This is a genomic window from Streptomyces luteogriseus (assembly GCF_014205055.1).
Classification (GTDB): domain Bacteria; phylum Actinomycetota; class Actinomycetes; order Streptomycetales; family Streptomycetaceae; genus Streptomyces; species Streptomyces luteogriseus.
The window spans coordinates 5,122,457-5,142,109 of record NZ_JACHMS010000001.1 but is presented as its reverse complement, the minus strand read 5'-3'; the positions used below and the strand labels follow the sequence as shown (position 1 = coordinate 5,142,109).

At 71.2% G+C, this 19,653-nt stretch carries 17 protein-coding genes and 4 tRNA genes; 15 read left to right on the top strand and 6 right to left on the bottom strand.

What is annotated here, in order from left to right; all coding sequences use genetic code 11:
- Nucleotides 1–390 precede the first annotated feature (390 nt).
- Nucleotides 391–1,884 (top strand): MFS transporter, encoded by a 1,494-nt coding sequence (locus BJ965_RS22860; protein ID WP_184910373.1) that lies wholly within the window; start codon nt 391–393, stop codon nt 1,882–1,884.
- Nucleotides 1,885–1,904: 20 nt separating this feature from the next.
- A complete protein-coding gene (locus tag BJ965_RS22855) occupies nt 1,905–2,402 on the top strand; it encodes a GNAT family N-acetyltransferase (protein ID WP_184910372.1) in 498 nt (165 codons plus the stop codon).
- 76 nt (nt 2,403–2,478) lie between these two features.
- On the opposite strand, the gene BJ965_RS22850 is transcribed toward BJ965_RS22855, so the two are convergent.
- Nucleotides 2,479–2,643 (bottom strand): hypothetical protein, encoded by a 165-nt coding sequence (locus BJ965_RS22850; RefSeq protein WP_184910371.1) that lies wholly within the window; start codon nt 2,641–2,643, stop codon nt 2,479–2,481.
- 118 nt (nt 2,644–2,761) lie between these two features.
- Here BJ965_RS22850 and BJ965_RS22845 point away from each other — a divergent pair.
- From BJ965_RS22845 to BJ965_RS22825, 5 genes are all read left to right on the top strand, one after another.
- Nucleotides 2,762–2,855, top strand: a tRNA-OTHER gene (locus BJ965_RS22845).
- Nucleotides 2,856–2,885: 30 nt separating this feature from the next.
- Nucleotides 2,886–2,979: transfer RNA gene (locus BJ965_RS22840), tRNA-OTHER, on the top strand.
- Between the two features lie 30 nt (nt 2,980–3,009).
- A tRNA-OTHER gene (locus BJ965_RS22835) sits at nt 3,010–3,103 on the top strand.
- A gap of 546 nt (nt 3,104–3,649) precedes the next feature.
- Complete coding sequence (locus BJ965_RS22830) at nt 3,650–4,099, top strand: DUF485 domain-containing protein (RefSeq protein WP_184910370.1); 450 nt, start codon at nt 3,650–3,652, stop codon at nt 4,097–4,099.
- A 29-nt stretch (nt 4,100–4,128) separates the two neighbouring features.
- On the top strand, nt 4,129–5,709 hold the full coding sequence (locus BJ965_RS22825; RefSeq protein WP_221514064.1) for a sodium/solute symporter: 1,581 nt from the start codon (nt 4,129–4,131) through the stop codon (nt 5,707–5,709).
- Between the two features lie 144 nt (nt 5,710–5,853).
- Here the strand turns inward: BJ965_RS22825 and BJ965_RS22820 are convergent, their stop codons facing one another.
- The 4 genes from BJ965_RS22820 to BJ965_RS22805 all read right to left on the bottom strand — a co-directional run bounded on the left by BJ965_RS22820 (nt 5,854) and on the right by BJ965_RS22805 (nt 11,495).
- Nucleotides 5,854–6,741: a cellulose-binding protein gene (locus tag BJ965_RS22820; protein WP_184910368.1), complete on the bottom strand. Its 888-nt coding sequence runs from the start codon at nt 6,739–6,741 to the stop codon at nt 5,854–5,856.
- Between the two features lie 205 nt (nt 6,742–6,946).
- Nucleotides 6,947–7,408, bottom strand: coding sequence for a carboxymuconolactone decarboxylase family protein (locus BJ965_RS22815; RefSeq protein ID WP_184910367.1), 462 nt, complete (start codon nt 7,406–7,408; stop codon nt 6,947–6,949).
- Between the two features lie 167 nt (nt 7,409–7,575).
- Nucleotides 7,576–10,482 carry an SUKH-4 family immunity protein gene (locus BJ965_RS22810; RefSeq protein ID WP_184910366.1) on the bottom strand — a complete coding sequence of 969 codons (2,907 nt, stop codon included), beginning with the start codon at nt 10,480–10,482 and terminating at the stop codon, nt 7,576–7,578.
- A gap of 8 nt (nt 10,483–10,490) precedes the next feature.
- Nucleotides 10,491–11,495, bottom strand: a complete 1,005-nt coding sequence (locus tag BJ965_RS22805) for an SMI1/KNR4 family protein (RefSeq protein ID WP_184910365.1) — start codon at nt 11,493–11,495, stop codon at nt 10,491–10,493.
- 346 nt (nt 11,496–11,841) lie between these two features.
- Between BJ965_RS22805 and BJ965_RS22800 the strand changes: the two genes are divergently transcribed.
- Together BJ965_RS22800 and BJ965_RS22795 are read left to right on the top strand one after the other, a co-directional pair.
- Nucleotides 11,842–12,444 (top strand): YwqJ-related putative deaminase, encoded by a 603-nt coding sequence (locus tag BJ965_RS22800; RefSeq protein ID WP_184910364.1) that lies wholly within the window; start codon nt 11,842–11,844, stop codon nt 12,442–12,444.
- 89 nt (nt 12,445–12,533) lie between these two features.
- Nucleotides 12,534–13,028: an SUKH-3 domain-containing protein gene (locus BJ965_RS22795; RefSeq protein WP_184910363.1), complete on the top strand. Its 495-nt coding sequence runs from the start codon at nt 12,534–12,536 to the stop codon at nt 13,026–13,028.
- Between the two features lie 13 nt (nt 13,029–13,041).
- On the opposite strand, the gene BJ965_RS22790 is transcribed toward BJ965_RS22795, so the two are convergent.
- The gene (locus BJ965_RS22790) at nt 13,042–14,346 is read right to left on the bottom strand and encodes a sensor histidine kinase (RefSeq protein ID WP_184910362.1); all 1,305 of its coding nucleotides are present in this window, start codon (nt 14,344–14,346) and stop codon (nt 13,042–13,044) included.
- Nucleotides 14,347–14,514: 168 nt separating this feature from the next.
- Here BJ965_RS22790 and BJ965_RS22785 point away from each other — a divergent pair, with 168 nt between their 5' ends.
- The 6 genes from BJ965_RS22785 to pth all read left to right on the top strand — a co-directional run bounded on the left by BJ965_RS22785 (nt 14,515) and on the right by pth (nt 19,614).
- A complete protein-coding gene (locus BJ965_RS22785) occupies nt 14,515–15,387 on the top strand; it encodes a hypothetical protein (protein ID WP_184910361.1) in 873 nt (290 codons plus the stop codon).
- Between the two features lie 12 nt (nt 15,388–15,399).
- A tRNA-Gln gene (locus BJ965_RS22780) sits at nt 15,400–15,471 on the top strand.
- A 124-nt stretch (nt 15,472–15,595) separates the two neighbouring features.
- Nucleotides 15,596–17,044 carry a bifunctional UDP-N-acetylglucosamine diphosphorylase/glucosamine-1-phosphate N-acetyltransferase GlmU gene (gene glmU / locus BJ965_RS22775; RefSeq protein ID WP_184910360.1) on the top strand — a complete coding sequence of 483 codons (1,449 nt, stop codon included), beginning with the start codon at nt 15,596–15,598 and terminating at the stop codon, nt 17,042–17,044.
- A gap of 135 nt (nt 17,045–17,179) precedes the next feature.
- The gene (locus BJ965_RS22770; protein WP_184910359.1) at nt 17,180–18,160 is read left to right on the top strand and encodes a ribose-phosphate diphosphokinase; all 981 of its coding nucleotides are present in this window, start codon (nt 17,180–17,182) and stop codon (nt 18,158–18,160) included.
- Between the two features lie 188 nt (nt 18,161–18,348).
- Entirely contained in the window at nt 18,349–18,942 is a 594-nt protein-coding gene (locus tag BJ965_RS22765) for a 50S ribosomal protein L25/general stress protein Ctc (protein WP_184910358.1), read from the top strand.
- A 69-nt stretch (nt 18,943–19,011) separates the two neighbouring features.
- A complete protein-coding gene (gene pth / locus BJ965_RS22760) occupies nt 19,012–19,614 on the top strand; it encodes an aminoacyl-tRNA hydrolase (RefSeq protein WP_184910357.1) in 603 nt (200 codons plus the stop codon).
- Nucleotides 19,615–19,653: the final 39 nt, after the last annotated feature.

The window sequence follows — 19,653 nt, the reverse complement described above, 5'->3', positions numbered from 1 at the left end:
CCGTTCGTCGCGTTGTCAGTCTCGCGGCGGGGAGGGGTCCCGCGCCCTGGTGTTCAGCGCAGTCTTTTGCTGTGGAAAACCCCACCCCCGCCGGTGTGCCAACCGCCCCCCGGCGGCGTAAAGCCAGGTTAAGGACCGGCCCCTGCCCGTCTCGTCCTCCGTCGGTACGAACCCTCCCCAGGTCGTAGTACGGAGGTACCCCTAGGGGCAGTCCACCGCAGGGTGGAGGCGGTCTCAGGGTTTGCTCCACCCGTCGGCCCGTTCAGGCTCCACCCTCCCGCTGCGTCAGGGTCAAGTGGCAAGCTGTCCGCGGTAGGTAGGTGCAAGGGGCAGGCATACGACGGAACCCGTGGCGCGGGCGCGGCCGGGGCGAGGGGGAGGGCACCGGGGGTGGGCAGCACCAGTTCCGCGGCACGAGAGGCCGCACGTCCCGCCACAACCGGCCGGCGCGGGGCCGTCGTCGCGGCGCTGATGCTCTCGATGGCGCTGGCGGCGCTCGACGCGACCATCGTCTCGACCGCCGTCCCGCAGATCGTCGGGGACCTCGGCGGCTTCTCCGTCTTCTCCTGGCTGTTCTCCGGCTATCTGCTGGCCGTGACCGTCACCCTGCCCGTGTACGGCAAGCTCTCCGACACCTTCGGCCGCAAACCGGTCCTCATAGCCGGGTCGGTGGTGTTCCTGCTGGGGTCCCTGCTGTGCGCGGTGGCCTGGAACATGGGGGCACTCATCGCCTTCCGCGTCGTGCAGGGCCTGGGCGGCGGCGCGCTCCAGGGCACGGTGCAGACGCTCGCCGCCGACCTGTACCCGCTGAAGGAGCGCCCCAAGATCCAGTCGAAGCTGTCGACGGTGTGGGCGGTGTCCGCGGTCGCCGGCCCGGGTCTCGGCGGGGTGCTCGCCGCGTACGCGGACTGGCGCTGGATCTTCCTGGTCAACCTTCCGATCGGCGCGGTCGCCCTGTGGCTGATCGTCCGTCACCTCCACGAGCCGGAGCGGGAGACCACCCCGCACGCGCGCGTGGACTGGGCGGGTGCGCTCGCGGTGTTCGCGTGCGGCGGCGTTCTGCTCACCGCGCTGGTGCAGGGCGGGGTGGCGTGGCCGTGGCTGTCGGCACCCTCACTGGCGTTGTCCGGTGCGGGACTCGCCCTGGTCGCGGTGGTGGTGCTGGTGGAGCGCCGGGCGGCGGAGCCGATCATCCCGGGCTGGGTGTGGCGGCGCCGTACGATCGCCGCGGTCAATCTGGCCCTGGGCGCGCTGGGCCTGCTGATGGTCGCGCCGTCGGTGTTCCTGCCCACCTACGCCCAGTCGGTGCTGGGCCTCGCGCCCGTTGCCGCCGGGTTCGTGCTGTCCGTCTGGACGCTGAGCTGGCCCGTGTCGGCGGCGCTGAGCCAGCACGTGTACCGCAGGATCGGCTTCCGCAACACGGCGATGCTGGGCATCGGCACGGCCGCGCTGATCCTGTTCGCCTTCCCCTTCCTGCCCTATCCCGGGCAGGCGTGGCAGCCGACGCTGCTGATGCTGCTGCTGGGCGCCGCGCTGGGCCTGTTCCAGCTGCCGCTGATCGTCGGTGTGCAGTCGACGGTGGGATGGGCGGAGCGCGGTACGACGACCGCGTCCGTGCTGTTCTGCCGCCAGAGCGGCCAGACGATCGGCGCCGCGGTGTTCGGCGCGGTCGCCAACGGGGTGCTGGCCGCCAGGCTCGGCGGAGCGGGCGACCTGGACTCGGTGACGCGGGCGCTCGACGCGGGCACGGCACCGGAGGCGACCCGGCGCGCGATCGCCGACGCGGTGCACGCCGTCTACCTCGGCGCGGCGGGCGCGGCGGCACTGGCGTTCCTGGTGCTGCTGTTCCTCGCGCCCCGGAAATTCCCGGTGCTGGGGGACTGAGCGTCCGTATCCTCACGCCCATGGTGACCTTGGAACCCCTGCGGGCGGATCACGCGGACGCGCTGCTGGCGTTCGAGCGGGAGAACCGGGCGTACTTCGCGCGTACGGTGCCCGACCGCGGGGACGCCTTCTTCACGCCGGCGGGGTTCGCCGCCCGCCTCCAGGCACTCCTCGATGAGCAGCACGCGCGCGTGTGCCGCTTCCATGTGGTCCTCGGGGAGGACGGCGAGCTGATCGGCCGGGTCAACCTGATGGATCTGGCGGACGGCACCGCCGAACTCGGCTACCGCGTCGGCGAACAGGCCGCCGGCCGGGGTGTGGCGACGGCGGCCGTCGCCCAGGTGTGCCGGCTGGCGGCGACGGACTACGGCCTGACGTCCCTCACCGCGCGAACGACCCTCGACAACCAGGCTTCCATGAGGGTCCTGACCCGCAACGGCTTCACCCGGGTGGAGAACACGACGGTGGGGGGACAACCGGGAGTCCGCTACGTGCGCCGGACCCTCGACAGCCTCTGAGAGGTCGTGGCATCGACCAGGGGGAGGCCGACGGCACACGGACTCTCCAGAACGGTGCTTCGCGCAGCGGCGCGCATCAGGCCGCTGACGTCGCCTCGGAGTGCATCCGGCCGGTGCGGGATCCGTAGACCGGGGAATCGGAGCCGTACGTGACCGGGGCATCGCCGATGGTGCCGACGAAGAGCCGGCGGTGCTTCCGCGCGGGAGCGCCGAACTGGATTCGCGCTCCCTCCGACTCCACGACGAAGGGGTGTTCGCGCAGGGCGTCGGGGAGCGCGTCAGTCGTGCGTCAGAACGGCATCAGCGGCGCCGGTCATTGTTGTTCTCAAGAACGGCCCGCGAAACACCGGGCAGTTTTGGGAGAGGTGCCCGGAGCGGTTTATCGGGGGCCTGAGCCTCGGCTCGACGGTCGGGTCCAATGGGCCCACGCAGGTTCGAATCCTGCCCTCTCCGCGGTCCCGTCGAATGACCGGGACAGTATCGGGAGAGGTGCCCGGAGCGGTTTATCGGGGGCCTGAGCCTCGGCTCGACGGTCGGGTCCAATGGGCCCACGCAGGTTCGAATCCTGCCCTCTCCGCGGTCCCGTCGAATGACCGGGACAGTATCGGGAGAGGTGCCCGGAGCGGTTTATCGGGGGCCTGAGCCTCGGCTCGACGGTCGGGTCCAATGGGCCCACGCAGGTTCGAATCCTGCCCTCTCCGCCGGTCTCTCACATGACCTCCAGGAGCCCCTGCACGCTGCGGCTGATGCCGTCGACGCCGGTCGGCGCTCTGCCGACGCTCCGGTCGTCCATGGTGGGCCGCCAGGCCTTGGCCTTTCCCACGCGGGTCCGCGGTGCGGACGAACCACCGGGAACGTACTGACGGCTGCGGCCACGGCGGTGGCCGAGACGCCGCACACCGAGGCCGTCGCCCACTACCGCATCCGTCCGTGAACGACGGCCCCTTCACCGAGATCGCGCTCGCAGCCGCGCCCTGTACGCATCGCGTCCCGCCCGTGGCGATCTCTCCGGGCCGGACCGGGGCTGTCGTCTCACCCCCCGCCGTCGGTCGACGTCTGCACCGACCTGCGAAGAATCCGAGTCAACGCGGGTAACGCCCGAGGTCGGAAAGGTAAGCGCATACCGACCGATCAGTTTGCGGAAACCCTCGCGCTGAACCCCTACTCCGAAGTAGCCTGCGTGGCTCCCGCCCCCCACCTCCCTGCGGCCCGCCGCACCGGATCCAACCCTCGCAAGGAGACCCGGGATGTCCTACGACCCGTCCCCGTCCTACCCGTACCGACCACCCGGTCCGTCCCCGGCCCGCGACCCGTACACGTACGACACCTACCCCTGGGCACCGCAGGAGGCGCCCGAACCGGCCGGACGGCCTCCCCAGCGCCACACCGCGCTCGGGCACCACAGCGACCTGCGGGTCCTGCGCAGCGCCTATCGCCGGCAGCGGCGCGTGGCCACGCTCACGGCGCTCGGCTACTTCGTCCTGTTCCTCATCCTGTCGGCGTTCGCGCCGTCCTTCATGACGAGCACCGTCACCGACGGCCTGCCCACCGGCCTGCTGCTCGCGCTCATCCAGGTCCCCGTGACCTGGCTGGCGATCGCCCTGTACGAGCAGACGGCCCGCCGCCGCGTCGACCCGATCGCGGACCGGATACGCAAGCACGCCGAGCTGGACGCGAAGCGGGAGGGAACGCGGTGAACACCGACTTCAGCGGCAACGCCCAGGCCATGTCCCTGGTCGGCTTCTCCGCCGTCGCCACCATCACGCTGCTGCTGTGCGTCATGACGGGCCCGGACCGGGACGACCTCGACGAGTTCTACACCGGCTACAGCTCCCTGTCCCCCATGCGCAACGGCCTGGCCATCGCGGGCGACTACATCTCCGCCGCGACCGTCCTCGGCACCGGCGGCGTCATCGCGCTGTTCGGCTACGACGGGATCGTGCTGGCCCTGAGCACGGCCCTGTCGCTGATGCTGCTGATGTTCCTGCTGGCCGAACCGCTGCGCAACGCGGGCCGGTTCACCATGGGCGACGCGCTGACCCGCCGGATGCCGGGACGCGCTGTCCGCATCGCGGCCTGCGCGGTGACCCTGGCGGCACTGCTGCCGCTGATGCTGGTCCAGCTGGCGGGCACCGGGCAGCTGATGGCGTTCATCCTCGGCTTCTCCGGCGAGTCACTTCAGACCGGCTGCATCATCGGCGTGGGCGCGCTGATGATCAGCTACGCGGCGATCGGCGGCATGAAGGGCACCGCCCTCATCCAGATCCTGAAGATCGTGATGCTGCTCGGCTCCGGCATGGTGGTCGCGGTGCTGATCCTCAACCGGTTCGACTGGGACCCGGGCGCCCTGTTCACCGCGGCCTCCCGGAACAGCGGCGTGGGCTCGGCGTTCCTCTCCTCGGGTCTGCAGTTCTCCGCCGGCCCCAGCCCCGACCTGGACATGATCACCGCGCAGTTGACGGTGGTCCTCGGTGGTGGCGTCCTGCCGCACGTCACCATGCGCATGTACACGGCCTCCAGTGCCCGGCAGGTGCGGCGCTCGATGTCCTGGGCGGTGTCGGGCGTGGCCCTGTTCGTGCTCGTCATCACGGTCGTCGGCTTCGGCGCGACCGCCCTGGTCGGGCGGGAGCTGATCGCGCAGGTCGACCCGCAGGGCAACACGGCGTATCTGCTGGGGTCACAGGCGGCGTTCGGCGCGGACGTGTCGTCGGCGGAGACGTTCCTCTTCACGACCGTCACCACGGCGGTCTTCCTCACGCTGCTCGCCTCCGTCGCCGGCATGATCCTGGCCTGCGCCAACTCCCTCGCGCACGACGTGTTCGCGGCCCGGGTGCAGGAGATGTCGCCGCGGCGCGAGATGACCGTGGCGCGGCTGTCGGCACTGGCCGTGGGCGTCCCCGCGATCCTGCTGGCCACCCAGGTCCAGCATCGCAGCCTGCAATGGCTGGTGACCCTGTCCTTCTGCCTGGGCGCCTCGGCCATCGCGCCCGCGCTGGTCTACAGCCTGTTCTGGCGCCGCTTCACGCGAACGGGCCTGCTCAGCACGCTCATCGGCGGCTCCCTCGCGGTCCTGTTGCTGATGCCGGGCACCAACCTGGTCTCCGGCTCACCCGTCTCGGCCTTCCCCGAGGCCGACTTCAACTGGTTCCCGTTCACCACCACGGGCCTGGTCTCCATCCCCCTGGGCTTCGCCTGCGGCTGGCTGGGCACGATGGCCTCCGGCCACCGGAAGTCGGAGGAACAGCGCCACCAGTACGAGGCGGTGGAGGGCTGGATCCTGGCGGGCGCGGTCCGCAGGGACCAGTGACGCGGCCGGCGGCACGGCAGCCGAGAACGGCCCCGCCGTGCCGCCGGGGGGACGGAAAAAGACCGACCGACACACATGCGCGGAGCGCGGGGCACCCACTCCCCACAACCGGGCGGCGGCGGTCGTGTGCGGCCGTCGTCGGTCTCACTCCGCCGCCACCCGACCCGCCCAGGCCGTGAGGCTGGTGTGGACGTGGTCGATGTGGGCGCGGGCATCGTCCCGTTGCTCGGCGTGTTCACCGAGGAGGCGGTCCGTCTCCTCCGCCACGGCCTCCGCGTGCTCGCGGGCCCGGGCGACCAGCTCCGCCGCGTGGGTATGGGCCTCCTCCTCCAGGTCTCGGGCGGAGTCCTCCGCGTCGGCGAAGACCTGCTCGGCGTCGGACAGCGCTTCCCCGGCGCGCGTCAGCGCCTCCTCCTCGTGCGCGGCCAACGCCGCCTCGCGGGCGGCCTCCTCGCGCTCCGCCTCCGCCCACCGTTCGGCGTGCTCCTTGTCCTGCTCGGCCAGCATCCCGGCGGTGCGCCGGCGCATCTCCCGCAGCGCGGCCACTGCCTCGCCCCGCTCTTCATCCGCCTCACGCCCTGCCACGCCCAGGATCTCGTCGGCCTCGGCGTGCGCGGCGAGCAGCCGCTGCCGGGCGCGTTCGTCGCCGTCGGCACGCACGGCATCGGCGTGCGCCTGCGCGGCCTCGCGCGCACCGGCCGCGGACGACCGTGCCCCGTCCACGCGTTGCCGCACTTCCCGCAGCGCCCCCTCCCGTACGGCCACGGCCTCCTGCTCGCCGAGCTCGAAGAGCCGCTGCGCGCGTTCCCCGAGCGTCTCGTAGGTCTGTGGGGCCAGCCCGGCCACGGTCTCGCGCAGCCGCTCCAGTTCCTCGTCCATCCGCCGGGCGAGCACCGTCAGGCGGGCCGCCCTCTCCCAGGCCGCGTCCCGGTCCGCGGAGAGGGCCTCGGCGTACGCGTCGACCTGCTCGGGACGGTAGCCGCGCCCCCGCACGGCCGTGAAGCCGTGCGGTGACACCGTCGCGCTGCTCATCCGGACCCCTCTCCACCACACCGATGCGAAGGCGCGCACCGATGTGAAGTAGCGCTAGAAATGGGACGATTTCGCGCACATCTTGGTGGATCAGACGGAAGTGTTCATAACGCGACACTCCGCACAGAGGTCAGGGTCCCACGGCCGACCCGCATAAGCCGTACGGGCCGCCAAGCCCTCCAGGCCGTACGGGCCGTACTCCCCGTCAGCCCCAGGTGGTGCCCGCGGGCTCCTGGATGGTCGTGTTGATGCGGTTGAACATGTTGGTGACCGAGACGGTGAGGATCAGCGCGGAGAGTTCCCTCTCGTCGAAGTGGTCCGCCACCTCGTCCCACAACGCGTCCGGCACCGACTCCCCCGAGAGGTCGGACAGCCGCGTCATCGCCTCGGTCAGCTTCAGCGCGGCGCGCTCGGCGTCCGAGAAGAAGGGCGCGTGCCGCCACGCGGCGACGGCCGCGATGCGCTCCTCGCTCACCCCGGCTTTGCGGAGATTGGCGACGTGCCCGTGCACACAGGCCCCGCAGCCGTTGATCTGGCTGGCGCGCAGCCCGGCCATCTCCGCCACGTCCTGGGCCAGGCCGCCCTCCCCGATCGCCTGGAAGAGGGTGCCGATGCCCTTCATCGCGCCGGAAAGGACGTACGCCGGGTTCGTCATCCGTGCCTGCATGATCTCTGCCTCCTGGGTCGGCGGTGCGTCGCTGTCACTGCACTGACGGAACGGCGGAGGGAGATGTGACAGCCCGGTGCGAGAAATCTTCGGCACGGACGGGAAAAGCCGGGCCCGGTCGTACGAACGACCGGGCCCGGCTCCTTGGGCACGTCAGCGGCGACGTGTCACAGCAGTCCGTCCCACATCTCCTCCAGCAGCACCGACCACCAGCTCTCCGGCGACCCCAGTGCCGCCGGGTCGAGCGCGGCCAGCTGTGCCTGGAAGTCGACGGTCCAGCGGCCCGCCTGCTCCTGGTTCAGCCCGAACCGCAGCCGCCACATCCGCCCGAGCAGCGCCAGACAGCGCGCGAACTCCGGCAGCCCGGTGTTCACGAACTGCGGCGGCACGGGCGCCCCGCCCGGTCCCGCCTCCACCGGCACGGCCACGATGTTCGCCGTGCCGTACTGCACGCAGATCGCCTTGCCGAAGTCGCTGCCCATCACCAGGTAGGAACCGGCGTCCGAGGCCGGCTGCACACCACGCTCGCCCGCCAGCTCCGCCAGCGTCGGAACCGGACGGCCCGGCTGCGCCTGTGCCCAGAAGAACGGGCCCATGTCCATCGGCAGTCCGGCCGCCACCAGCGTGTGCGCGACCACCGGCGGCACACCCTGCCGCGACACGGCGGCCTGCTCGAACCGGAAGACCCCCGGCCCGAACGCCGCCGCCAGCTCCTGCCCGATGGCCTCCGGCGGGATCGGCGGCACCGCCTGCACCGGCGGCAGCGGAGCGCGCACCGGGGCCGGACGCGCCGGGCCGTCCGCCACCTGGTGCAACTCGCCCTGGTGGGCCAGCAGCTGCTGCATGCCCTGCTGCCGGCTCGCATGGTCCGTGCCGTACGGCGCGATGCTCGTGATGCGCGCCTGCGGCCACTGCTCCCGGATCATCCGCGCGCAGTACGCACCCGGCAGCTCGCACGACTCCAGCTCGGTGTGCAGCTCGAGCACCTGGTCCGGGGGCACGTTCATGGCCCGCAGCTCGTGGAAGATCTGCCACTCCGGGTGCGGCGTACCCGGCGCCGAACGCCGGATCAGCTGCTGCTCGGAACCGTCCTGCGCGCGGTAGCGCAGCACGGCCTGGTAGCCGGGGCCCACGGTCGGCTGCCCGGTCGGCGGCTGCGGATAGCCGTACGCCTGCGGCTGCCCGGGGAGGGGCATGCCGGGCGGCGGCATCGCACCCGGAGGCATCGCCCCCGGGGGCATCGCGCCGGGCGGCATACCGGGCGGCACCGCACCCGGCATCCCCGGCGGCAGCGGCTGCGCACCGGGTGTGCCGGGGGCGCCCGGGGCGGCACCCGGGGCGGCGGGCGGCGCGCCGGGAGCCTGCGGCGGCGGAGGCACGCCGGGGCCGCCCGCCGGGGGCGTGGCCAGCATGGTCTCCGCGTGGTGCACGGGCCCCGGACCGCCGGGAGCACCCGGCGCACCGGGCGGGCCGGGCGGGTTGGGGGCGCCCGGCGGATGCGGCACCCCCGGGGCCTGGGGCGCGCCCGGAGCGCCGGGCGCTCCGGGGGGAGCCGGAGGCTGCGGCGCACCCGGGCCCATCCGGCCCGGGTCGGCAAACATCGTGGCAGCGTGGTGGACACCGCCGGGCGGCGTACCGCCCGGGGCCCCCGGCGGGCCGGGCGGGTTCGGGGCACCGGGAGCGCCAGGAGCCCCCGGCGGCGGAAGGGGCATGCCCGTACCCGAAGAGTCCCCGGACGCCGGCCCGGACCCGGATCCACCCGGACCGTCAGGCCCGAGCGCCGACACCATCTGCGTGGGCACGTAGCCACCCGCGGGGGTGCCCGGCGCCCCGGGCCCCGACGGCGGAGGCGTACCGCCCGGCTGAGCACCGGGCGTGCCCGGGGCACCCGGAGGAGGCGGAGTGGACGGACCCGTACCCCGGCGCCCGGGCGGCGGAGCGGCCTTGCTGGTCGCTGCGTCGGCAATGTCCCCGGCGTTCGGAGCGGCCCCCGGCCCGGCGGCCGGCGGAGGCGTACTCCCCGGCTGGGCCTGCGGATACCCGTACGGCTGCCCGCCGGGCACAGGCGGAGGTGTACTGCCCTGCGGCACACCACCGGGCGGCGTCCCGGGGATCCCACCCGGCGGCGTCCCCGGCACACCCGGAGCACCCCCCGGCCCCGCCGGAGAGCCGTACCCGGGACCACCGGACGCCGGCGCGGCCCCCGATCCCAGCGCGTTCGGGTCGTCCACCGCCGGCGACAGCGCCGTCGGCGGCAGCTGACTGCCACCCGACATCAGAGTCGTCTTGGCCCCGGGCGTCGCCGAAGGCGGCGCCCCGTCGCTGTCGGCCCCGCTCAGCGGCGGAGCGAAAACCGTCGCAGGCAGTGGCACGGAACGGTCGTCACCGGCGTCCGCGTTGGTGTCCGTACCGGCCCAGGGCGTCGCCCCCGCGGGCACACCGGGCGCCGCCGGAGCCCCGGGAGCACCCGTGTCGGCGTCGGAGTCGCCGCCCCCGGCCGCCGGCCACGAGGCTCCACTGCCCGGCGCGGCGGGCGCGCCCTGCGCAGGAGTCACCGACCCGGAATCAGGCCCGGAACCGGAGCCCGAGCCAGGCCCGGAACCAGAGCCGGAATCCGGCTCCCCGGCAGCGGAAGGCCCCTGACCCGCGGCTCCCGCACCCGCACCCGCACCCGCACCCGCACCCCGACGATCCGGAATACCCAGCTTGTCCGCCGCATCCTGCAACCACTCCGGCGGAGTCAGCAGGAACGACGTCTGATTCAGATCCACCCGTGCGGCAGGCGCCGCCGGAGCCGGCTCGTCCACCGCGTCCGGACGGCCGTACTCCTCCTCGTACCGGCGGATCACCTCACCCACCGGCAACCCGGGCCACAGCGTCGCCTCGCCGCTGTCCCGCGCGATCACCAGCCGCTGCGCACCACCGTCCGACCGCGGCCCGTCCGCCCGGTCCTCGGCCCACACCACGAACCCGAGATCGAACTCACGCACCCGCACCTCACGATGCTGGTACGACGGCAGATCCCCGTTGATCCACTCCTCCGCACGCTCCTGCGCCTGCGCGAAAGTCACCATCGCCGACCTCACTCCCCCACGGCCGAGGACGACACCGCACCCACCGGCACCACACGCGCGAACCCGCCGTCCACCATCAGGTTCGCCACCGTCTCCAACTCCGGCGGATTGCCCGCCAGCCGCGACAGGAAGACATCGAAGTCGTCCCCGCACGGCAGCAGCAACCGCTCCACCCGCTCCGGCGGCGGCATCGAGGGATCCACGTCCCGCGCGTCGTCGTACGCGCAGAACCACACCGAACCGATCCGCTCGCCCTGCACCTTCACGGCCAGCAGCCCGCCCTGGACGAACGCGATCCCCAGATAGTCCTTGGTCAGATGGTCACGCAGACACTTGTTGACATACACCAGGTCATTGACCGCGGCCTCGTCACGCACCGTGAAGAACGGCTGGTCCACCAGCAGCCCCAGCTCCGCGTCCAGCGCGGCACCCACCGGCGCACAACCACCCGCCGCCTTCAGGAACGACCGGTACGCACCCGGCAACCGGTAGCCGAGGTCCTCCTCGACGCCCTGCACCTGCGACTCCGTCACCGCGACACCCGACTTCGGCAGCCCGAAATGCGCCGGACGCGTCTCCTGCAACGGCCGCGTGCCCCGCTTGGCATGGTCGACACCCGACGTCGCCACACCCCCGTGATGCCGCAGCAGCGCCTTCACCTCGACCGGAACCAGCTCAAGACGCCGCGTGCCCACCACGTGGTGCCACGTCCAGCCGTGCGGCGTCGCCACCGCCGGCACCGTGTCCCACAACTCGTGCCCGGACGCCGACAGCGCCGTGTTCGCCGACACGTAGTCCGTCAGCCGCAACTCGTCGACACCGAAGCCCTCCGGCGGCTCCGCGATCTCCGCGGCCGCGCGCGCGTAAGCCGAGAAGTCGGGGTAACCGTGCTCGTCGACCCGTACCCCTCTCGGGTGACGTGCCGCCCGGACCGGATCCGGGAAATGCACGACCTGCCCGGCGTAGGCCGCGTTCGGCGGCGCGGCTTGCTGCCCGAGCCGACCTGTCGTCATGGCGGTTGCCCCCTGCGGCACTCTGTACGACCCGTATTGACCACCCTTGGCGCACTACGACCCGTATCGACTGTCACTGCACGCGCCGACCCGCGGATCACCCTCCGGTTCACTCCATCGAGCTCCGAACGGATCACCGCATCGCCCGCGGTGCCGACAGCCTATGCGGTACGACGGCACCGGTCACCGGCACCGGCCGGCACCCCCTCCGCTTCCGTGACCAGCCGTCACCCCACCGTGACGGCACACCCCGCAATGGGCGTGTCGCCGCGCCCCAGCTTCCGCACCAGCCACGGCATTTGGCAGTCTGTGCCCCCCGGGGGGATGCACGGAGGGGAAGACGATCATGAATGCCACGCAGACGGGACCACACACCGGCAGGTCCGCCGACCCACGAAACGGCGACCCCCGAGGCGGCCCCCACGGCACCGGCCCCCAGGCCGGCGACCCACGAGCCACCGACCCCCGCAGCGGCGACCCCCGCATCGGCTGGAGCGCCACCGAGGCAGCCCACGCCCCCACCCTCCGACACCGCCGCGACGGCATCCTCCCCACCGTCGCCGCCGCCCTCTCCGTCCGCGGCGCCACCCTCACCGGCACCGCCGCCCGCGGCGACACACCCCCCGCCCTGCACCCCCTCGTCCAGGACTTCCTCGACACCCTCACCAGCGCCCAGCGCGACCGCTACACCGGCCGCTGCGCCGAAACCATCCTCATCTCCCGCCACATCGCCGCCGCCGACACCGCCCGCAGCAAACGCGCCGCACGCAAACCCATGACCAACGGCGAGGCACGCAAAGCCCTCAAGCAGGCCAAACTCACCGCCCGACGCATCCGCGAGGACGGCGACCCCCTCCACGGCAGCTTCGCCACCCCCTGCCGCGCCTGCACCGCGCTCAGCGCCCACTTCGGCGTCCGCATAGTCGACCCGGCATCCCAGAACGGCTGACGCCACCCACCCCCCACACCCGCACGACCCCACACACGCGCGCCCCCACGCACACCACCACCCCATGACCTCGACGAGACGAAGGGCAGATGCACACCGACCGCACCTCCACCACCCGCTTCGCCGTACCCGTCGACGCCGCCCTGCGCGCCGCCGGATGGCAACCCGGACGCTGGGACATCAAACAAGCCGAGATCTGGGCCGACGCCCTGCGCGACCACACCTCCCCCGCCGGCCACCGCCACACCGTCTTCCCCGCCGCCGTCGAGGCCTGGGCCGAATTCGGCGGACTCCACATCACCCCCACCGGCCCCGGCCGCCAGGTCGCCCCCGCCCACCTCCACCTCGACCCACTGCACGGCCTCCACATGGCCCGCACCCTCGGCGACCTCGGCCGCGCCCTCGGCACCGACGTCTGCCCCCTCGGCGCCGAAACCGACAGCCAGGCCCTCCTCGCCATCGACACCGACGGCCGCGTCTACACCCTCGACCACACCGGCGACTGGTACCTCGGCCCCGACATCGACCAAGCCCTCGCCACCCTCATCGGCGGCACCGCACCCGCCCGCCTCACCACCGGCTGAGCACCCAGCCGCATCACGACGCCGGAATCACCGCCGACACCCGAAAACCCCCCGCATCCGTCGGCCCCGACACAAACACACCACCCAGCGCCGCAACCCGCTCCCTCATCCCCACCAGCCCGTTCCCCCCGGACGGCAACCGCGCCGACGACGCCGCCTCCTCAGGCGGCTCGTTCTCCACCTGCATCGCGATCTCCGACACCCGATGCGCCAACCGCACATACGTCTTCGCCCCGGCCGCGTGCTTGTGGACGTTCGTCAACGCCTCCTGCACCACCCGATACGCCGTCTGCTCCACCAACGGCGCATACGACCGGACATCCCCCTCCACCGACAACGCCACCACCATCCCCGCGGCAGCCGACTGCCCCACCAACTCGTCGATCTCCGCCAGACACGGCCCCTCGTCATCCGCCGCCCGCGAAGCCGCCGCAGCAACCGCCGCAGCCACCCCCACCGCCGCCAACGGCGCCGAAGCCCCCGGCTCCCGCCGCTCACCGCCACCACTGCGCAGCACCCCGAGCATCTCCCGCAGCTCCGTCAGCGCCTGCCGCCCCATGTCCCCCACCAGAGCCGCATTCCTGACGGCCTTCTCCGGATCCTTCCGCGCCACCGCCTGCAGCGCCGCCGCATGCACCACCATCAGACTCACCCGGTGCGCCACGACATCGTGCATCTCCCGCGCGATCCGCGTCCGCTCCTCGTTCCGGGCCCACTCGGCCCGCTCCTCCGCCCGCTCCGCGAGCAACTGAAGCTCCCGCTCCAGACTGTCCGCCCGCTCCCGCAGACTCTCCATCAGCCGCCGCCGCGCCCCCACATACAGCCCCAGCAGCACCGGCGGCGCCGTGAAGCCCAGCGACATCGTGATCGCCGCGAAGGGGACGAACCAGTCCCCTATCTCCAGATCTCCCCGCGACATGTCCTGCTGCGTCTTCACGAACGTCACGATCAACGTCCCCACCAGCGACATCCCCGCCAGCGAGGCGATGATCCGACGGGGCATCTCCGCCGCGGCCAGCGTGTACAGACCCACGACGCCCATCAGGAAGCCCATCTCGGCGGGCGTGATGGCGATCGACACCAGAACGACGGCGATCGGCCACCGCCGCCTGACGAGCAGCACGGAACCGGCCACCAACCCGAAGACGACCCCCGCCGCCACCGGGATCCCCGCGTCCCGCGCGAACGGGATCCCCTCCAGCGCGCACTCCAGCGCGGACACCACGGCCAGGCTCACATCGAACACGGCGCTACGCCGCCTGGCCCACCACCACGGCCCTCCCCGGGCCGTCACATGCTCTTCCCCCGTCGCGGTCATGCCTCCCAGCCTAAAGGCGCCCCCCGCCCGCTTTCCGGCGAGTTTCCGGGACTGGCCCGCATCACACTCCGTGACCGTTCGGCTGCGATACCGCCCGATATCCCTCGAACTGCTGAATCGCTCACCGTTCGACCCCGGAAGCGATCATTCCGCCCGGACGGTATGCGTATGACACATGCACCCGGCAAGTACGCCGACTTCGAGGGGCTGCGCGAGAGGGCGGTGGAGCTGCGGCGCGCAGGGCTGAGCCGACGCCAGATCCGCGACCGCCTGCACGTCGACAACAACGACATCCTCAACCGACTGCTGGAGGGCGAACCCGCGCCGGCCTGGACGAAGCGCCCGAACGCGAAGGACGACCTGAGGGAGAAGGCGAGGGAACTCCGACTCCAGGGCTGGACCTACGACCAGATCCAGGCGGAGCTGGGGTGCTCGAAGAGTTCGATCTCGTTGTGGGTGCGGGACTTGCCGAAGCCTGAGCGCAAGCGCTCAACCGAGGAAGCGTCGGCTATCGCGAGGCGGGGCTGGGAAGTCACCCTGCGCCTACGGGACGAAGAACGGCAGCAGATTAAGGAGGCAGCCAAGCAAGCCGTCGGCGCACTGTCGCCGCGCGAGCTGTTCCTCTTGGGTGTCGGCCTGTACTGGGCAGAGGGCAGCAAGGACAAGCCCTACGACCGCCGTGAGAACGTCTGCTTCGTCAACAGCGATCCCGGCATGATCCGGGTCTTCCTGGCCTGGCTCGATCTGCTGGGCGTGGAGCGAGATCGCATTCGGTACGCGGTGATGATCCACGAGTCTGCCGACATCCCGGGCGCCGAACTGTACTGGGCTGAACTCGTCGGCGCCGATCGCTCCGCGTTCCACAAGACGACACTCAAGAAACACAACCCCAAGACGGTCCGCAAGAACACCGGCGACTCATACCGGGGCTGCCTTGCGATCAAGGTCCGGAAGAGTGCCGACCTGTACCGTCGCATCGAAGGCTCTTGGTACGGCATAGTGTTGGGAGCCACCCAGCCAATCGGCGAGATGTCCGATTAGCCGGGCTTATAGTCCCCTGTGGTGTAATCGGCAACACGGGTCACTTTGGATGATTTGTTCCAGGTTCGAGTCCTGGCAGGGGAGCACACACTCGGTTCGGGTCCTGGCTGATGCCAATGCCGGTCAGGCCCCACACCCACACCCCCCACAAAACCCCCCGGTATCCTGCGGATGTCACCCCACCCCATCCACAGCCGAAGGGCATCCCGTGAGCGCCAACCGCCCGGCAGCCGTCGTCGTTCTCGCAGCGGGTGAGGGCACCCGTATGAAGTCGGCCACACCCAAGGTCCTGCATGAGCTCTGCGGCCGCAGTCTCGTGGGGCACGTGCTCGCCGCCGCAGGTGAGCTGCAGCCACAGCACCTGGTCGTCGTGGTCGGCCACGCCCGCGAGAAGGTCACCGCCCATCTCGGCGACATCGCCCCCGACGTCCGCACCGCCGTACAGGCGGAGCAGAACGGCACGGGGCACGCCGTGCGGATGGGTCTGGAGGAGCTGGGCGGGGCCGTCGACGGGACGGTCGTCGTCGTGTGCGGTGATACGCCCCTGCTGACGGGTGCGACCCTCCAGGCGCTGGCGGCCACGCACTCCGCCGACGGCAACGCGGTGACCGTGCTGACCGCCGAGGTGCCGGACGCGACGGGGTACGGGCGGATCGTGCGGGACGACGCCACGGGTGCCGTGACGGCGATCGTGGAGCACAAGGACGCCACCGACGCGCAGCGGTCGATCCGTGAGATCAACTCGGGTGTGTTCGCGTTCGACGGGCAGTTGCTGGCCGATGCGCTGAAGAAGGTGCGGACGGACAACAGCCAGGGCGAGGAGTATCTGACCGACGTGCTCGGGATCCTGCGTGAGGCGGGGCACCGGGTCGGGGCATCGGTGGCCGGCGACCACCGTGAGATCGCCGGGATCAACAACCGTGTGCAGTTGTCGGAGGCCCGCCGGATTCTGAACGACCGGCTGCTGACCGAGGCCATGCTCGCCGGTGTGACCGTCATCGACCCCGCGACCACCTGGATCGACGTGACGGTCACCTTCGAGCAGGACGCCGTCGTCCACCCGGGCACGCAGTTGCACGGCTCGACGCACCTGGCCGAGGGCGCCGAGGTCGGGCCCAACTCGCGGCTGACCGACACCCGGGTGGGTGCCGGTGCGCGGGTCGACAACACCGTGGCCTCGGGCGCCGAGGTCGGCGCGGAGGCGACGGTGGGTCCGTACGCGTATCTGCGTCCGGGGACGCGGCTCGGTGCGAAGGGCAAGATCGGGACGTACGTGGAGACGAAGAACGCGTCGATCGGTGAGGGGACGAAGGTGCCTCACCTGTCGTACGTGGGTGACGCGACGATCGGCGAGCAGACGAACATCGGTGCCGCGAGCGTGTTCGTGAACTACGACGGCCAGGAGAAGCACCACACGACCATCGGTTCGCACTGCCGGACGGGCTCGGACAACATGTTTGTGGCGCCTGTCACGGTGGGGGACGGCGCGTACACCGCTGCCGGGTCCGTGATCACGAAGGATGTGCCGGCGGGTTCGCTGGCCGTGGCCCGTGGTCAGCAGCGGAATATCGAGGGTTGGGTGGCTCGGAAGCGTCCGGGGAGCGCGGCCGCGAAGGCGGCGGAGGCGGCTTCCCGGGAGTCGGCCGGCGAGGGCTGACCGGAAACCGATGCCTGAAACACGGCGTACGGTGATAAGTGCACACCCGCACCCCCACCAGCTGAGACGGCCTCCGGCAAGCCGGCTGCGAGGCTTCTCGACCCCTAGCTGCGACACCTCTGAGGAGACAGTGCTGTGACCGGGATCAAGACGACCGGCGAGAAGAAGTTGATGTTCTTCTCCGGCCGCGCCCACCCCGAGCTTGCCGAGGAGGTCGCCCAGCAGTTGGGTGTCGGGGTTGTCCCGACGAAGGCCTTCGACTTCGCGAACGGTGAGATCTATGTGCGTTATCAGGAGTCGGCGCGTGGCGCGGACTGCTTCCTGATCCAGAGCCACACGGCTCCGATCAACAAGTGGATCATGGAGCAGTTGATCATGATCGACGCGCTGAAGCGTGCGTCGGCGCGCTCCATCACGGTCATCGTGCCGTTCTACGGTTACGCGCGGCAGGACAAGAAGCACCGTGGACGTGAACCGATTTCGGCGCGTCTGATCGCGGACATGATGAAGACCGCGGGTGCGGACCGGCTCCTGACGGTGGATCTGCACACGGATCAGATCCAGGGCTTCTTCGACGGTCCGGTGGACCATCTGTTCGCGTTGCCGCTGCTGGCGGACTACGTGGGGCGGAAGGTGGACCGGGAGAAGCTGACGGTCGTGTCGCCGGACGCGGGCCGGGTGCGGGTCGCGGACCGCTGGTGCGACCGGCTGGGTGCGCCGCTGGCGATCGTGCACAAGCGGCGTGACAAGGACGTCGCGAACCAGGTCACCGTCCACGAGGTCGTGGGTGAGGTGAAGGGTCGCGTGTGTGTCCTGGTGGACGACATGATCGACACCGGTGGGACGATCTGTGCCGCTGCGGACGCGCTGTTCGCGCACGGTGCGGAGGATGTGATCGTGACGGCTACGCACGGTGTGCTGTCGGGCCCGGCGGCGGACCGGCTGAAGAACTCGCGGGTGAGTGAGTTCGTGTTCACGGACACGCTGCCGACGCCGGGTGAGCTGGGCCGGGATCTGGAGAAGATCTCGGTGCTGTCGATCGCGCCGACGATCGCGAGTGCGGTGCGTGAGGTGTTCGAGGACGGTTCGGTGACGAGCCTGTTCGACGAGCAGTAGGAGTCCGTGGTCGGGCTTCTGTAGATCGTTTTGGGTGCGGCCTGTCTTGCCGAGTAGACTGCTGAAGTTGCTCGGCGAGGGAGGCCGTTCCCGTTTCGGGATGTGCGGCTCTCCGTTATCGACGCGCTCTTCGTAGCAGGCCGTTCGTGGCCGGGTGACCACGTCCGTTCTGATTTCGAGGAGTGACTATGTCCGAGGTGAAGATCTCCGCCGCGACGCGCACCGAGTTCGGCAAGGGTGCCGCGCGCCGTATCCGTCGTGAAGACAAGGTTCCGGGTGTCCTGTACGGGCACGGTTCGGACCCGCTGCACCTGACCCTGCCGGGTCACGACCTGCTGATGGCGCTGCGTACGCCGAACGTGCTGATCGCGCTGGACATCGACGGCAAGACCGAGCTGGCGATTCCGAAGTCGGTGCAGCGTGACCCGCTGAAGGGTTTCCTGGAGCACGTGGACCTGCTGCTGGTGAAGCGCGGCGAGCAGGTCAACGTCGACATCTACGTCCACACCGAGGGTGAGCTGGCCCCGGGTGCCTACCTGCTGGAGCACGTGCTGAACGCGCTGCCGGTCGAGGCCGAGGCGACGCACATCCCGGAGTCCGTGACCGTCTCCATCGAGGGTCTGGCGGCCGGTGACTCCATCCTCGCCAAGGACATCCCGCTGCCGAAGGGCACGACCCTGGCCGTCGAGGAGGACACCGTCGTCCTTCAGGTCCTGGCCGCGCAGGCCGAGGAGGCCCCGGAGGGTGAAGAGGCCGCGGGCGACGAGGCCGCCGAGGCCTGATCCTCTTCGTCGTCGTTGCGTCGGCCGCTGTTCCCGTGCGGGGCAGCGGCCGACGCGTATGAAGGAGACATGGACGTGACGACCGATGCCGCCGCTCCCTGGCTGATCGTGGGGCTGGGCAATCCGGGGCCGGAGTACGCGGGGAACCGGCACAACGTGGGTTTCATGGTGGCCGATCTGCTGGCGGACCGGGTCGGGGGGCGGTTCAAGCGGGCCGGGCGGGCGCAGGCGCAGGTCGTGGAGGGCCGGATCGGGCCTCCTGGGCCGTTGAACCGGCGGGTGGTGCTGGCGAAGCCGATGTCGTACATGAACCTGTCGGGTGGGCCGGTGAATGCGCTGCGGGATTTCTACAAGGTGCCGGTGGGCCATGTGGTGGCGGTGCATGACGAGTTGGACATCGACTACGGGGTGCTGCGGCTGAAGCTGGGCGGCGGGGACAACGGGCACAACGGGCTGAAGTCGATGACGAAGGCGTTCGGTGCGGAGTATCACCGGGTGCGGTTCGGGATCGGGCGGCCGCCGGGGCGGATGCAGGTGGCGGATTTCGTGCTGAAGGACTTCTCGTCGTCGGAGCGCAAGGAGCTGGACTACTTCGTGGACCGGGCGGCGGATGCGGTGGAGGCTCTGGTGATCGAGGGGCTGGAGCGGGCGCAGAGTACGTACAACTCCTGACTTGTCACCCGTCGAGTTGACGGGTCGTTCAGGCATGGC

Excerpts from the sequence above, each read along its gene's own strand:
- BJ965_RS22785 (WP_184910361.1), top strand. The coding sequence starts at position 14,515 with ATGACACATGCACCCGGCAAGTACGCCGACTTCGAGGGGCTGCGCGAG.
- BJ965_RS22765 (WP_184910358.1), top strand. The coding sequence starts at position 18,349 with ATGTCCGAGGTGAAGATCTCCGCCGCGACGCGCACCGAGTTCGGCAAG.
- pth (WP_184910357.1), top strand. The coding sequence starts at position 19,012 with ATGGACGTGACGACCGATGCCGCCGCTCCCTGGCTGATCGTGGGGCTG.
- BJ965_RS22795 (WP_184910363.1), top strand. The coding sequence starts at position 12,534 with ATGCACACCGACCGCACCTCCACCACCCGCTTCGCCGTACCCGTCGAC.
- BJ965_RS22810 (WP_184910366.1), bottom strand. The coding sequence starts at position 10,482 with ATGGTGACTTTCGCGCAGGCGCAGGAGCGTGCGGAGGAGTGGATCAAC.
- BJ965_RS22830 (WP_184910370.1), top strand. The coding sequence starts at position 3,650 with ATGTCCTACGACCCGTCCCCGTCCTACCCGTACCGACCACCCGGTCCG.
- BJ965_RS22790 (WP_184910362.1), bottom strand. The coding sequence starts at position 14,346 with ATGACCGCGACGGGGGAAGAGCATGTGACGGCCCGGGGAGGGCCGTGG.
- BJ965_RS22805 (WP_184910365.1), bottom strand. The coding sequence starts at position 11,495 with ATGACGACAGGTCGGCTCGGGCAGCAAGCCGCGCCGCCGAACGCGGCC.
- BJ965_RS22820 (WP_184910368.1), bottom strand. The coding sequence starts at position 6,741 with ATGAGCAGCGCGACGGTGTCACCGCACGGCTTCACGGCCGTGCGGGGG.
- BJ965_RS22855 (WP_184910372.1), top strand. The coding sequence starts at position 1,905 with ATGGTGACCTTGGAACCCCTGCGGGCGGATCACGCGGACGCGCTGCTG.
- BJ965_RS22800 (WP_184910364.1), top strand. The coding sequence starts at position 11,842 with ATGAATGCCACGCAGACGGGACCACACACCGGCAGGTCCGCCGACCCA.
- BJ965_RS22825 (WP_221514064.1), top strand. The coding sequence starts at position 4,129 with ATGTCCCTGGTCGGCTTCTCCGCCGTCGCCACCATCACGCTGCTGCTG.
- BJ965_RS22815 (WP_184910367.1), bottom strand. The coding sequence starts at position 7,408 with ATGCAGGCACGGATGACGAACCCGGCGTACGTCCTTTCCGGCGCGATG.